This window comes from Phormidium tenue FACHB-1052, assembly GCF_014696675.1.
In the GTDB taxonomy this organism is placed as follows: Bacteria; Cyanobacteriota; Cyanobacteriia; order Phormidesmidales; family Phormidesmidaceae; genus Nodosilinea; species Nodosilinea tenuis_A.
Genome location: NZ_JACJQN010000019.1, coordinates 83,372 through 96,634, shown reverse-complemented (window position 1 = coordinate 96,634; position 13,263 = coordinate 83,372). Strand labels below are relative to the sequence as shown.

The 13,263-nt window shown below is 57.5% G+C and carries 12 protein-coding genes; 7 read left to right on the top strand and 5 right to left on the bottom strand.

Going from position 1 to position 13,263, the window contains the following annotated elements; genetic code table 11:
• Nucleotides 1-183: 183 nt before the first annotated feature.
• Both H6G07_RS22005 and H6G07_RS22000 read left to right on the top strand, forming a co-directional pair.
• Entirely contained in the window at nucleotides 184-918 is a 735-nt protein-coding gene (locus tag H6G07_RS22005) for a FecR family protein (RefSeq protein WP_199312337.1), read from the top strand.
• Nucleotides 899-3,916 (top strand): EAL domain-containing protein, encoded by a 3,018-nt coding sequence (locus H6G07_RS22000; RefSeq protein ID WP_084173468.1) that lies wholly within the window; start codon nucleotides 899-901, stop codon nucleotides 3,914-3,916. Before H6G07_RS22005 ends, H6G07_RS22000 begins: the two co-directional genes overlap by 20 nt.
• A gap of 29 nt (nucleotides 3,917-3,945) precedes the next feature.
• Here H6G07_RS22000 and H6G07_RS21995 read toward each other — a convergent pair whose 3' ends face one another.
• Both H6G07_RS21995 and H6G07_RS21990 read right to left on the bottom strand, forming a co-directional pair.
• Complete coding sequence (locus H6G07_RS21995) at nucleotides 3,946-4,431, bottom strand: hypothetical protein (protein ID WP_073610336.1); 486 nt, start codon at nucleotides 4,429-4,431, stop codon at nucleotides 3,946-3,948.
• Nucleotides 4,432-4,766: 335 nt separating this feature from the next.
• Nucleotides 4,767-5,054, bottom strand: a complete 288-nt coding sequence (locus H6G07_RS21990; protein WP_073610335.1) for a hypothetical protein — start codon at nucleotides 5,052-5,054, stop codon at nucleotides 4,767-4,769.
• Nucleotides 5,055-5,362: 308 nt separating this feature from the next.
• Here H6G07_RS21990 and H6G07_RS21985 point away from each other — a divergent pair, with 308 nt between their 5' ends.
• The 3 genes from H6G07_RS21985 (at nucleotide 5,363) to psb29 (ending at nucleotide 8,201) form a co-directional block, all read left to right on the top strand.
• Nucleotides 5,363-6,268 carry a LysR family transcriptional regulator gene (locus H6G07_RS21985; RefSeq protein WP_073610334.1) on the top strand — a complete coding sequence of 302 codons (906 nt, stop codon included), beginning with the start codon at nucleotides 5,363-5,365 and terminating at the stop codon, nucleotides 6,266-6,268.
• A 94-nt stretch (nucleotides 6,269-6,362) separates the two neighbouring features.
• Nucleotides 6,363-7,361 carry a glycosyltransferase gene (locus H6G07_RS21980; RefSeq protein ID WP_073610333.1) on the top strand — a complete coding sequence of 333 codons (999 nt, stop codon included), beginning with the start codon at nucleotides 6,363-6,365 and terminating at the stop codon, nucleotides 7,359-7,361.
• Nucleotides 7,362-7,448: 87 nt separating this feature from the next.
• Entirely contained in the window at nucleotides 7,449-8,201 is a 753-nt protein-coding gene (psb29, locus tag H6G07_RS21975; RefSeq protein ID WP_073610332.1) for a photosystem II biogenesis protein Psp29, read from the top strand.
• A gap of 154 nt (nucleotides 8,202-8,355) precedes the next feature.
• On the opposite strand, the gene H6G07_RS21970 is transcribed toward psb29, so the two are convergent.
• From H6G07_RS21970 to H6G07_RS21960, 3 genes are all read right to left on the bottom strand, one after another.
• Complete coding sequence (locus H6G07_RS21970; protein WP_084173466.1) at nucleotides 8,356-9,243, bottom strand: methylated-DNA--[protein]-cysteine S-methyltransferase; 888 nt, start codon at nucleotides 9,241-9,243, stop codon at nucleotides 8,356-8,358.
• Nucleotides 9,244-9,311: 68 nt separating this feature from the next.
• Entirely contained in the window at nucleotides 9,312-10,274 is a 963-nt protein-coding gene (locus H6G07_RS21965) for a putative 2-dehydropantoate 2-reductase (protein WP_073610330.1), read from the bottom strand.
• A gap of 142 nt (nucleotides 10,275-10,416) precedes the next feature.
• Nucleotides 10,417-10,734 (bottom strand): hypothetical protein, encoded by a 318-nt coding sequence (locus H6G07_RS21960; RefSeq protein ID WP_073610329.1) that lies wholly within the window; start codon nucleotides 10,732-10,734, stop codon nucleotides 10,417-10,419.
• Nucleotides 10,735-11,213: 479 nt separating this feature from the next.
• Here H6G07_RS21960 and H6G07_RS21955 point away from each other — a divergent pair, with 479 nt between their 5' ends.
• Nucleotides 11,214-12,179 carry an RsmB/NOP family class I SAM-dependent RNA methyltransferase gene (locus H6G07_RS21955; protein ID WP_073610328.1) on the top strand — a complete coding sequence of 322 codons (966 nt, stop codon included), beginning with the start codon at nucleotides 11,214-11,216 and terminating at the stop codon, nucleotides 12,177-12,179.
• 88 nt (nucleotides 12,180-12,267) lie between these two features.
• Entirely contained in the window at nucleotides 12,268-13,152 is an 885-nt protein-coding gene (locus tag H6G07_RS21950; RefSeq protein WP_073610327.1) for a 4-hydroxybenzoate solanesyltransferase, read from the top strand.
• Nucleotides 13,153-13,263 lie beyond the last annotated feature (111 nt).

The following is a 13,263-nucleotide window of genomic DNA, read 5'->3' as shown; positions in this document are numbered from 1 at the left end:
GTATGTAAAGAGGGATCATGGTAAAAAATACACATGATCAATTATCTACTCCGGCCAATGGCCTCCGCTCTGAAAACGCGTTCCTCGCGGTGGCGAAAGCTGGCCCTGGCTGTATTCAGTATTATTGCGGTTGTATCAGTATCTTTTGCTACTCAGGCGATACCCGTCCGTGTGGAGAGAGGGATGGCGTTGAGGCAGCTACAGGGAGAGGTAACGCTGCTGCGTTCTAGCAGCACTAGCCCTGCTCGGGCGGGCGATCGCCTCAATCAAGTCGGTGACGGATTGCGAACGGGGGCGCGATCGACCGCAGTTTTAGACGTAGATACCGACGTGGGTTTTTTGCAGGTTTCAGAGCGTACCGAACTGCGCATTCGCACCCTTGAGACGGCTGCCGATGGGGGACGCATTACCCACCTCAGCGTGTCGCGAGGGCAGGTGCGCACTCAGCTGCGCCGCTTTACCCAAGCCGGCTCTGAGTTTGAGATCGAAACTCCCGCTGGCATTAGCGGCGTGCGGGGGACGGAGTTTGGGGTCAGTGTGCAAGATGACGGCAAGACCGGCATTGCCACCCTCTCCGGGGCGGTAGAAACCAGTGCCGTTGGCGCATCGGTACCGGTACCTGGAGGCTACCAAAACCTGATCTGGCCTGGTGAGCCCCCTACCCAGCCAGTGCCCCTGCGAGATGATCCCGGGCTGGAGTACGAGCGCAGCGTATCGTTTGAAAACAACACCCGCGTGGTCACGCTCACGGGCCGAGTTGACCCGGTCAATACTGTGTTTGTCGATGGTGCTCCCCAACTTGTCGATCGCCAGGGTGAATTTCGCCTGACCCGGGTAGCAACAGCTCGGTTGCGGGTCGAGGTTGTCGTGATCACTCCCCTTGGTCGCCAGGAAGTCCATGAGATCTATCTTCTCTAGCCGGCTTCGGCGAGGGTTAGAATCGCTGCTGACGTTGTCTGCTGCCGGCCTGTTGGTTGTGAGTCTAAGCGAGCTGGGCCTGCTCATGCCTCTGGTGCAGGCCGAGTATGGGCTGCGCTTTCGGCTGCGCGGACAGCGGCCCTGGGCTGACCAGGTGGTGCTGATTGCTATCGACGAACCCAGCTTGGACGCGTTAGGGGCGTTTCCCTGGCCGCGTCGCCGCTACGCTGAGCTGATGCAGGGTTTGCGATCAGCGTCACCCCAGGTGGTAGTGTTCGACTTGCTATTTGGCGACCCTAGCCCCGATGATGGGGTGTTTGCTGAGGCGATCGCCGCTCACCCTGCCGTCATCTTAGCCTCCGCTAGGGAGCGTGACGGGCGACCCCTAGAGCCAACCCCGAGGCTGGCTGAGGCGGCTTTGGCCACTGGCCATATTTTGCAGCGGCACCAGGGTGGCTACATCCACAGCGTTGAGCCGATGGTGGGCAGCCAGCCCGCCCTGGCCGTTGTCACCGCAGAGGCGCTGAGTTTGACCCAGCAGGTCGTTCCCTTGCCTCCCCTCGATCGCCCCCTCTGGGTCAACTGGCCCGGGGCTGCTGCGGTGCTGCCCACCTACTCATTTGTGGATGTGCTGGAGGGCCGGGTGCCGTCCCGAGCGTTTGAGGGCAAGGTCGTGCTGATTGGGGCCACGGCCCTAGGGCTTGACGATGGGGTGACCCCCTTTAATATTGACCCGCCTGCGAGTGGCGTATATCTGCATGGGGCTCTAATCGATAACCTGTTGCTCCAGCGCTGGTTAAGACCAGTAGCCGGAAGCTGGGCTGGAGCGATCGCCCTGGCCCTGGCCCTGAGTCTGACACTACAGCGGCGGCAGGGGGCGTTTTGGCTACAGGGGACGCTGGTGGGTGGCCTGATAGCAGGCTGGTGGGGGACAGCCCTAGTGCTGATGGGCGCTAACCTGTGGCTGCCAGTGGTAGGGCCAGGGTTGTTGCTGGGTACTGTGGGCGGTCTGGCTCTAGGTCAGCACTGGCTGCGACAATCCCGCTGGCTGCGGCAGATGACGACGGTACTACGGCATCGCCACTCGCCCGAGGTGCTGCTGCCCGATCCTTCACCTCCCGCCGCCCTCGCACAGACTGGCTTGGTGCCCCAGGGCGATCGCACCTCGGATCTGTCCCAGCTGGTCGAGCTGACTCAGCAACTGGGGCGATCGCAGGCGATTCAGGCGGCCATTGCCCGCAGCCTGCCCCTAGGGCTGGCGGCGGCGGCGGCGGATGGCACCGTGTGGTTTGCCAACCCCTTGGCCACTGAATGGTTAGACTTGGCGGCGGGCGATCGCCTGGCCTCGGCTCTGCCGCCTGACTGGTTTGAGGGTGACGCCTGGGAGCAGCTGTGGGAGCGAGTCTGTCGTGGTCAAGCCGTAACGCATCAGCTCCGCCAGCGGGGCGATCGCTGGTATGAGCTGCGGCTAGAATCCCTGGCTGTCAGTGCTCATCCCCCCGCCGACTGGCCACGGGGGGCCATTGTGCTATTCGAAGACATTACCTACCGCCAGCAGATGGAAGCCGAACTGCGGCGGCTCAACGACAGCCTAGAAAACCAGGTGGAGGTGCGCACGCGGCAGCTAGAGCAGCTCAATCGATCGCTGCAAGAGCAGATTGCCGAGCGCCAGCTGGCCCAGCATCAGCTCGCCTATGAGGCGCTGCACGACCCGCTCACCGGGCTACCCAACCGCCGCCAGTTTTTGAGCCACCTGGGCGAGCAGTTTGCTCTACCCGAGCCGGGGCTGTACGCGGTGCTGTTTCTCGACTGCGATCGCTTCAAGCTGATCAACGACTCCTTTGGCCACTGGGTGGGAGATGAGCTGCTCAAGCGGGTGGCCACCATTGTGCAAGAGTGCGTGCGCCCCACTGACGTGGTGGCCCGGTTTGGCGGCGACGAGTTCACCATTTTGCTGACCACCCTTGAGCAGATGGGGGATGCGATCGCCGTCGCCCAGCGCATTCGCCAGCGGTTTACCGAAGCCTTGCACATTCAAGAGCACCAGCTATTTACCAACACCAGCATTGGCATTGTCATCGGCGGCCCCGACTACCAGCACCCTGACGAGCTGCTGCGCGATGCGGACACCGCCATGTACCAGGCCAAAATCAACAACCAGGGCTATGCCCTATTTGAGCCGGGCATGCACCTCGACGTGCGCCGCTCGCTCCAGATTGAAACCGCCCTCAGGCTGGCCCTAGATCGGCAAGAATTTCAGCTCCACTACCAGCCCATTGTCAACCTCGACACCCAGCAGCTGATGGGGTGTGAAGCCCTGCTGCGCTGGCTGCACCCCGATCGGGGGCTGCTGTTTCCCGACGATTTTATTGCTATTGCCGAGAATACGGGCATGATGGCGGCGATCGGAGCCTGGGTACTGAGAGAAGCCTGCACCCAAATGCAGCGCTGGCGACGGCGCAGCCTGATTGCCGCCGATGCTGTGGTCAGCGTGAACCTGTCGGCGCTACAGTTTGCCCAGTCCGATTTTTTGGCCCAGGTTGACAGCGTCCTTGCCGACAGCGGCCTGCCTGCGGCTAACCTCAAGCTCGAAATCACCGAAACGGTCGTGATTCAAAACCCTGAGCAGGTGGTGCCGATGATTCAAACCCTGCGCGATCGCGGCATTCGTCTTAGCATCGATGACTTTGGCACCGGCTACTCTTCCCTGGGCTACCTGCAAAAGCTGCCCGTCGATATTCTCAAAATCGATCGCAGCTTCATCGCCAACATTCACCACAGCCCGCAGCAATACGGCATCGTCGAAACCATTATTCACCTCGCGGCTCACCTCAATATTCAAGTGATTGCCGAAGGCATTGAGCAGTTTCCCCAGCTAGAGTCGCTGACTCAACTGGGCTGCGAATTCGGCCAGGGGTTCTTCTTTGCCCGCCCGCTGAGCGTCAGCCAATTTAGCCAATATTTGCGCAGTCAACGCAACGGAGAGGGCGGTTGGTAAGCCACTTAAAGTTGGCAGCTAGTCTTCAATTAGCTTCTAACAGTCAATTCAGGCGCGTTTTGTTGAAGGTAATTGTAAAAATCTTCCTTGGCATGGGGATGTTTGCCATTGTGGTTGAGATCTGGAATTGGCCACGGCTGTTTTTTGACCTCATAAGAAATAGCTCGGTTGGTTGCTACAAGCCGAGCCAAATGCTCACAATTCCACCCCAGCAGACCATACTCCCATTCTCTGAAACGATTCACCGCATAGACTAATCGTTGAATTGTTTTCTCAGGCGAGAAAGCTATAGCGTCAACATGCTTTACAAACTTTGCTTTGACATGGTGGCTTTCAAAAGATTTGAACCCTCTACCTGTGTCAAAAATCTTGGCATCTGACAAACCAATGCCGTAATGCCAAAATCCATCCTGCCCTTTCCAGTTCAATAATCTGCCATAGAATTGGCTTGAAGCATTAGCAGAGCAGGAGATATCATCAAGCACATTCGTTAGTTCATGCTCGCCTATACCCATAGTTATCACCAATTTTCCAATTTTCTCAAGTACTCTATCTATAGAACCTTTCTGTCTTCAAGAAATGTGGAGAAAGGTTTTGGGCTTTGCTAATACTTCATAAAGTTAAAATGCAAATATTGCTGAGGAGCGAACATGGTTCTCCTCATTTTAGATTGTCGAGATACTTAATGTAGGGAGGCCTGAAACTATGTCCCGTCATACTAATCAGGGCAACAAGACCGGCATAAGCTCGATTTTGCTGCCCTGGGCGTTGTATTAGCGGCAGGGCTACAGTGCGCCTCACCTTCTGCGTCGGGGTGTTCCATCATGGTTCTCGATGGCAACAGGGCCGACTATTCGTAGTAGCGATTGTCGAGCCAGTAGTGCACATCTTGCTCTGAGTAAAACGAGCGGGTGCGACTGGTCACCGGGTCGTGGGCAAACCAGACTGGATGCCCATTGCGGGTGCTCTGCCAAATGCGCAGTTCTTGGGTGCCGGTGAAGAAGTTGAGCAGGCGATCGCCCACGGTACTGAGCGCCTGGCCTAGGCCAGAGGGACGTTGAACCGGCTGTACCAGGGTTTCAAGGCGCTGCCGCTGCCGGTTGAGCTCAGAGTTGGAGTTGCGAGTGGTGGTGTTCATGGTATTTCTCGACTAGGGGAACGACAGCGGGCGCGGTCTGTCTAGCCAATAGCCTCTGTCAGCCCTGGGAGGGGCTGAGCGCAAATGCAAAGGGTCAGAGTGCAAAGGCTGAGGCTAACGGTCGGAGTTCTAGCCTTGGGATTAGTAGCACTAGGCCCAAGCGCTGCCGCTGCTGATGTCCTCAATGTATCCGGGGCATCAGTTTGTAACAAAGCATGACGTGAATGGGTGCTATGCAAAAAATCGATAGGCCAGCTCAAGCCTCTGCCTTTAGCCTTGAAATAGGCGTTTAGGTGCCTGGAGCTGCCATGAACCTCAACAAAATCAAGCTGTCACAACTGCGGGCACTGGTGACGATCGCCGACTGCGGCAACTTCAGCGAAGCGGCCCTCAAGCTCGATGTCACCCAGTCCACCATCAGCCACGCGATCGCCACCCTAGAAGACGAGCTAGGCGTTACCCTGTTGCAGCGCGGTCGCCACGGGGCGCGGCTGACTCCCGTGGGCGATCGCATTACCGCCCACGCCCGCACCGTGCTGGGCCTGCTCGACACCATTGGCAGCGAGGCCAACCAGGCGCGGGGAGTTCAGGGGGGCCATTTGCGCATTGCCTCTTTTCGCAGTGTGGCGACCCATGTGCTGCCCGGTGCGATCGCCCGACTGCACCGCAGATATCCTGCGATCGCCATCAGCGTCCACGAAATGGATGAAGTGCACCAGCTCAAACAAGCGCTGTTTAAGGGCGAAGTTGACCTCTGCGTTGCCGAAACCATTGCTGACGACGATGTAGAAACCCTGCACATCTTTGACGACGACTACGTGGCCCTGCTGCCCCCCGGCTATCGCCCCAAAACCGGCCAGCTCACCGTCCATGACATGCGCCAAATGCCGATCATTGGCTCTAGCCACAGCAGTTGCGGCCTACGCATTCGCACCGTGCTGGGTGCCCAAGAACATCCCTTAGAAATTGCCTACTGCATTCGCCACGACTCGTCGATGGTGGCCATGGTGCAACAGGGCTTGGGCATTGCCATTCTGCCCCGCCTCGCCGCCGAACCCGTGCCCCCCGACGTGCAGATCGTCTCTATGCCCTTCCCCATCTCGCGCCCGATCGGGGCCACCATTCTCAAGGACGCCTTGCACACCCCCGCGCTCTACGCCTTTTTAGATGCCCTGCGCGAGGTCGGCGAATTTAGCCGCATTCAGGCCGTTTAAGGAATTATTTTTCAGAATTATTGTACGACCTTGGACAAAATATCCCCCAGACAGCATGATGCTTATGGGATGAGTCACCCTATCGCTAAACCCCATGCGCCACCTCTATTTTCTTGTGCCGGGTACGGGCAAGCGCTTTCACTGCGGCGGGCTGTTTGCCGAACTCAAGACCCTCAAGCTGGCCCAGCAGGTTTGCTCTGCCGAGGTGGTCACCTACGATCAGCGCGAGGCCGATACCCTGTTTTTAGATGACCTGCTCCAGCAGCCCAATCTCGACAACAGCGTTTTTGTGATTAGCTGGGGCTTTCATATTCCTCGGTTGGTAAAACGGCTGCGGGGTTACCCAGTGGTCTACCACGCCCACAGTAGCGGCTACGGGTTTAGTCTGCCGGGCGATATTCCCATCATTACCGTCAGCCGCAATTCCATGGGCTATTGGGGGCAAAAGCGGCCCAATGGGCTGGTTTTCTATCTGCCCAACCACATTTCACCCGAGTTCACCAATCAGCAGCAGCCTAGGGATATTGATGTGCTGGTGCAGGTGCGCAAGTCGTCGGATTATCTGCTAAATCAGCTAGTGCCAACCTTAGAGTCTCGCTGCAACGTGGTGACGCTGACCGGGTTTGTCGATGACCTGTCGATTCTGTTTAACCGCAGCAAAATATTTCTCTACGACTCGGCAGAATATTGGGCGCTGAGCCGGGTGAGTGAGGGGTTTGGCCTGCCACCCATGGAGGCGATGGCCTGTGGTTGTCAGGTGTTTACCAGCGTCAACGGGGCGCTAGCAGATTATCTGGATCCAGGGTTTAACTGCTACAAGATTGGGGTGTACTCGACGGGGTACGACTGCGATCGCATCCTCACCGCCCTGCAAAGGCCCACTCCCCTAGCCATGTCCCCAGCGGATCTAGAACCCTACCGCGCTCCGGCTCTGCTGCCCCGGCTAGAAGTCATTCTGGCTGAAATTAACCAGTTCTTTGACTATCGAGCCAAGCACCCCGGAGACATTCCCGACCTTACCAAACCCCGCCTGGCCAGCCTTTGGCTCCAGCGCACTGCCGCCAAAGTTCGCAAAAAGCTCAAAGGCCGTTGATCCCCAGCTTTGGCTGGGTAGGTTGGCAAAGGCACAGTCCCGCGAGACAATACAATATAAGAACTGTAATATTTTGAACCCTAGGCTGTGAACAACGCACCCGTACGCACGGTATCTGACGCCAAGCGCGACTTTTACACCCACCACACTCGCCCCATCAACTCCATCTACCGGCGCGTGGTAGACGAGCTGATGGTAGAGATGCACCTGCTCTCTGTCAACGTCGACTTTGCCTACGACCCCATCTACGCCCTGGGCATCGTCACCACCTTCGATCGCTTCATGGTGGGCTACGAGCCCGAGAGCGACAAAGTCACCATTTTCAATGCCCTATGCCGCTCGATCAACAGCACCCCCGAGCACTATCGCGGCGATGCTGAAGCCGTAAGAGCTTCCGTCAACGGCATGTCCTTGGACGACTTGAAGGGGCAGTTTGAGCACCTCAGTGACGGCGGCGACGGCCTACGCGGCACCCTAGCCTCGGTCGCCAACCGAGAAAAATTTAAGTACAGCCGCCCCTTTGGCATCGGCCTCTACACCCTGGTAGAAGCCGTCACCCCTGCCGAAGACCTCAAAGATAAAGCAACCGTCGAGACCCTATTCAAAGACCTGGCGGGCAAGCTCAATATCTCCAGTGACAAGCTGCTAAAAGACGTCGAACTCTACCGCAGCAACATGGAGAAGTTTGCCCAAGCCCAGGAAGTGATGAAAGACATGCTGGCCGCCGATCGCAAAAAGCGCGAAGACCGCAAAAAAGCTGCCGAAGCCGAGGCCGCAGGCATCGTCGAACCCGTAGCCACCGTCCCCGACGCAGGCCAATCGGGAGAAACCGCCGAGTAGGCCACCGCGCAAAAAAGTTTAGCCTAGAGCCTTCAGCCTAGACGTCTCTCGGAGGAGTCTGGGCTGTTTTTTTATTGGGGTTAAACAGGGCGTTGGCGATCGCGGTGCCCAGCAAAATTAAGCTGTCCACCACCATCGATCGAGTGACGGGCTTTCACGCCTCTTGGGTAAGGGCCTGGGTTTGACCAGCTTCCCAACCTAGCAGCAGCGTCTTGCGCGCCGACCCCCAGCGGTAGCCGCCCCACTCACCTGAAGCTCGAATCACCCGATGGCAGGGGATTAGATACCCGACCGGGTTGCGCCCGATCGCATTGCCCACCGCTCGCGCCGCTGTAGGACGACCGATCGCCTCTGCCAAGCCCTGATACGTTGTCAGCCCACCTGAAGGAATCTGCAACAGTGCCCGCCACACCTGAATCTGAAAGTTGGTGCCTTTAACGGCCAGCGCCAAGGGGCGATCGGGATCTGGGGTGAAGATGCGATTGCACGCGTCCGCTGTCCCTGGCTGATCGACTATCAGAGTCGCCTTGGGCCACTCTATTCGCAGCAGATGCTCTGCCGTCTCACGGTGGGCCGCATCTAAAAAGTGCAGGTTGCAGATGCCTCGCGCTGTCTTAGCCAGTAGGCAAGGCCCAAACGGCGTAGCGTGAATGCCATAGCAAATTTTTAAGCCCGCCCCTCCAGCTTTGAACTCGCCAGGCGACATGGCCTCCAGCGTGACAAAGAGATGGTGCAAACGGCCTGGGCTTGACAAGCCCACATCCCCGGTCAAATCCAACAGGCTTTTGGTTTCAGCAATTTTGGCCTTGGCGTAGTCCACCGTCAGGTTTTGCAAAAACCGCTTAGGGCTAATGCCCGCCCATTGAGTAAACAGGCGCTGAAAGTGGTACTCGCTGAGGTGTACGTGGCGGGCTACGGTGGCCAGGTCGGGCTGATCGAGATGGTGCTGGCGCAAAAATGCGATCGCCTCAGCCACCTGTCTGTAGGTTTCATCGTCATAGATCGCAGTTTCTACCACAGGGTTCATAGATTGAGCAGCCATTCAACTACAATCCCCAATCTAGCGATCGCCCTCAACCCATACCACCCGTTTCTTGCGACCTCACCCGATTACCCTTTCCCCCGTCGCCGATCGATTGCCTTGAGCCAGTGATACAGCATCTCAATTCTTGGCACCGTTGCCCCCGCCGCCTGGGCAGTCCGTAGAGCATTGCCATAGATGGCTTCTACCTCTAGGGGACGGCCCTCGTCAAAATCAATCTTCATGCTGGTGCGGTAGGGCGTCATCTGCTCGGTGTGTGCCAGCATCTGAGCAACTAAGGCTGGCGGCAAATGCCGGTTTTGACCGGGAGAAAGGGTATCTCCATCGTGCTGAGCGGCCTCCAACACGTCTGCCATGAGCCATTCTGCTAGCTGGCGAATGTTGGGATCGGCCATCATTTCGTCCGTCGTAGCAGCCATCACCACTGACAGCCCATTAAAGGGAATATTCCAGAGCAGTTTGCGCCACCGGGCCAGACGCAGATCCTCAACCTTGTCTACGGTGACTTGCCCCGCCGCAAAGTCTTGCACAATCTGCTCTAGCAAGGGCGAAATGCCAGCAGGCTGGTGATCGGGGCGATGCTGTCCCAGCAGCAGGTTGCCGTAGTCGAGATGGCGAATGGCTCCAGGGCCGACTTTGTTGGCGCAAATAACACACAGCCCGCCCAAAATAGGGCGATCGCCGACCCAAGCCGCCAGCTCAGCCTCAATGCCAAAGCCATTTTGCAGGGTTAAAATCGCCGTCTTTGGCCCCAAAAGAGGCGGCAGTAGGTTGGGCAACAAAGCATTTTGCGTCGTCTTGAGCCCAATCACCACCACATCAACGGGGGGCATAGTAGCGGTGGTGCAATGGGCCTGCACCTGGGGCAGGACAAAATCTCCCGCGATCGACTGCACCACCAGGCCAGACTTGAGCACGTGGTCATAGTCGCGGTGCAGCAAAAAATGCACCTCAGCTCCCCCCTGTTGGAGTCGGGCTCCGTAGTAACCGCCCACGGCCCCAGTGCCAACAACGGCATAACGCAGCGACATTAGGCGATCGCAGCCCGTTGACAACTAGCCCCTGCTAACCCCCAGCCTGCCGCATTTGCTCTGGTTGCCCAAAGGACTCGATTGTGCATAAAAAGGACGGAAACAGCTCACCTCTAGATTCTAGAGCCAATCCCTGGCTGCTTTAGCGACAAACCTGGGCTGGGATCGGTTGAATAGCCTCTGCTAAATGCCCAGTGACAGCCGGAGCCTCCAAAGCTGCCTCCAGCCGCGCCGCCTCTCGAAAAACTGTAGGAAAGCCCAACTCTAAGGGCTGAGGTAAGAGATCTAAAGATTTGATTGGCACCAGCGGTGGCGCAAACACTGGCACAGCCAGGGGGCACGGTTTCCAACGGCTTTCTACCGGCACGCCAAGCTGACTGCACTGTCCTCCCCGTCGGCCCTCCGGAGCATAAAAACGGCAGCGACTACACGATGACACCCGGCCCTGCGCTGACTTCATAGTGGCTTCCTAAAAGCTGCATGTCTCTTCTACATTTTCACTCCTTAAAAAGCGGAGATCATCTACCTCAAGGCCCAAACCTTTAGGTCTTACAAGGATGTAGCCCACGAAATTGCTAAATGCCTTTTATATTGTCTTTATGTTTACGTTGGAGATAGTCACAATTATGTGAATGAACAATGCTTAAAACTTCAACGAACGTAAACTTATTAGGGATCAGCTCAAAAAGGGGTATTATCCCTATTGCTTAATTAAGCAGATAGCAGACCAATTGATCTGCTTTTGAAAACTCAGTAGCTAATGTCACCATTGAGACTACTGAGTTTGCCTCAATACTATTGTCTCAACCTCCGTCATTCTTTAGATATGAATTGGTTAACTATTGATTAACTTGAGGGTAATAGCTTGAAGGTCAATGGTTGCGGCCCAAATCTTGTAGCTCTACGGTTAACCCGTAGGTTGTGGCATAATCCTGCCCTATGGGCGAACCCTCTAACCTGCTGCTAAAACTGAGTCGTCGGCTGTTTGCTGAGGCGCGCGATCGCGATGCCTTTGTAGAGGCCCTAGTCAACCCTCAGCCGTTTCCGACTGCCATTGTGTGGATGCAGCCCCGGCTAGAGGTAGTGCCCTTTGCGATCGCCCCAGCCCTACCCTGGCAGCCCGCCTGGGTCGATCGCCTCAGCGGTGATCAGCGCCCCGGTCAACATGGGCTCCACCAGGATGGAGCCTACTACTGTTTGGATATGGCCTCGGTGTTCTCGGCGGCAGTGTTGAGCGCGATCGCTACCCCGACAGAGTCAGTGCTCGATCTCTGCGCCGCCCCAGGCGGCAAAAGCCTGCTGGCCTGGAAAGCGTTAACGCCAGATCATCTCTGGTGCAACGAAGTTGTCCGCAAGCGGGTCAGAGTCTTGATTGCTAACCTCAAACGCTGCGGGCTGACCGACTCGCTAGTGTTTAACCTCGACCCACAAACCTTTGCCGAACAGCTTCCCCATGCCGCCTCAGTAGTGATAGTCGATGCTCCATGCAGCGGTCAGTCGCTCTTGGCCAAAGGCGATCAGGCTCTAGGCTGCTTTCACCCCGTCAACATCAAGAAAAACGCCAGCCGCCAAAAGCGAATTCTGGCCAGTGCCGCCCAAACGGTGACCGGTGGCGGCTACTTGGCCTACATGACCTGCACCTTCTCCCCCGACGAAAACGAGCAGGTCGTAGAGTGGCTGATCAAAAAGTTTCCCCAGTTTGAGGCCGTGGAAGTCCCTGTGTTGGCCGACTACGCTTCACCCCTGTCCGCTTTGCCCTGCTATCGCCTTTGGCCCCAGTCGGGGCTGGGGGCGGGCGGTTTCACGGCTTTGCTGCACAACAGGGCGACCTCAACAGAGCCGATCAATCTAGACTTTCTAGCCGCTCAGGGCATGCAAATTTATGGTGTAGAGCGATCGCCCTAACCAAGCTATTGCCCTGCCGCCAACGCTTTGGGCCAGGCTCAACCGCCGCTATGCTGAAGATGTACCTATGCAATCATCGTTGGCGACTATGGCGAGTCCTTCCACCCGTCCCGAACCCTCCACCCCAGATGCCATCATTCGCCTGCTGCGCTGGGATAAGCCCACCGGGCGACTAATTTTGATGATTCCAGCCTTGTGGTCGGTGGTGCTGGCCGCCGAGGGTAGCCCTCCCCTGCCTTTGGTTGGCGTGATTATTCTGGGCACCCTGGCCACCAGTGCTGCTGGCTGCGTCGTCAACGACCTGTGGGATCGCAACATTGACCCCCACGTGGCCCGCACCCGCACCCGCCCTCTGGCTGCCCGCGATCTGTCCGTGCAGGTGGGCATCGGGGTGCTGCTGGTGTCCCTGCTCTGTGCCTACGGTCTGTCGCTTTACCTCAATGCCCTGAGCTTTTGGCTGTGTGTGCTGGCCGTACCGTTTATCCTGTTCTACCCCCTGGCCAAGCGCGTGTTTCCGGTGCCGCAGCTAGTGCTGTCTCTCGCCTGGGGGTTTGCGGTGCTGATTCCTTGGGCGGCAGTCACCAATAACCTAGACTTACCCGTGTGGATTCTCTGGCTGGCCGTGGTGCTGTGGACTCTGAGCTTTGATACCGTCTACGCCATCCCCGATCGCGACGACGATCGCCGCTTGGGCGTTAACTCCGCTGCCCTTTTCTTTGGCGACTACACCCCCCAATTCATCGGCTTTTGCTTCTTGGGTGCATGGCTGCTCTTGATTTGGCTAGGCCTGTTGCTGCTCCTCGCGTTCCCGTACTGGCTGGGGCTAGCCGCTGCGCTGATGGTATGGTCGCGCCAGTCCTACCTGCTCAGCCGCTACAAGCCACCCCTCACCCTCTACGGGCAAATCTTTCGGCAAAATGTCCAACTCGGCTTCGGGCTTCTCATCGGCATGATCCTAGGCTTTCTGCTGTAACCACTCCCCACCCCTCACCCTCGTACCCCTTACCCTCCCACCCCTCACCCCTACTCCCCCACCCCTCCACCTACCCCGTCAGGGCTACAATAGTTACTCTAAGAATGCAAT

Coding starts and splice junctions, on each gene's coding strand:
- H6G07_RS21965 (WP_073610330.1), bottom strand. CDS start 10,274: ATGTCGCTGCGTTATGCCGTTGTTGGCACTGGGGCCGTGGGCGGTTAC.
- H6G07_RS21995 (WP_073610336.1), bottom strand. CDS start 4,431: ATGGGTATAGGCGAGCATGAACTAACGAATGTGCTTGATGATATCTCC.
- H6G07_RS22005 (WP_199312337.1), top strand. CDS start 184: ATGGCGTTGAGGCAGCTACAGGGAGAGGTAACGCTGCTGCGTTCTAGC.
- H6G07_RS21970 (WP_084173466.1), bottom strand. CDS start 9,243: ATGGCTGCTCAATCTATGAACCCTGTGGTAGAAACTGCGATCTATGAC.
- H6G07_RS21980 (WP_073610333.1), top strand. CDS start 6,363: ATGCGCCACCTCTATTTTCTTGTGCCGGGTACGGGCAAGCGCTTTCAC.
- H6G07_RS21960 (WP_073610329.1), bottom strand. CDS start 10,734: ATGAAGTCAGCGCAGGGCCGGGTGTCATCGTGTAGTCGCTGCCGTTTT.
- H6G07_RS22000 (WP_084173468.1), top strand. CDS start 899: ATGAGATCTATCTTCTCTAGCCGGCTTCGGCGAGGGTTAGAATCGCTG.
- H6G07_RS21950 (WP_073610327.1), top strand. CDS start 12,268: ATGGCGAGTCCTTCCACCCGTCCCGAACCCTCCACCCCAGATGCCATC.
- H6G07_RS21990 (WP_073610335.1), bottom strand. CDS start 5,054: ATGAACACCACCACTCGCAACTCCAACTCTGAGCTCAACCGGCAGCGG.
- H6G07_RS21985 (WP_073610334.1), top strand. CDS start 5,363: ATGAACCTCAACAAAATCAAGCTGTCACAACTGCGGGCACTGGTGACG.
- H6G07_RS21955 (WP_073610328.1), top strand. CDS start 11,214: ATGGGCGAACCCTCTAACCTGCTGCTAAAACTGAGTCGTCGGCTGTTT.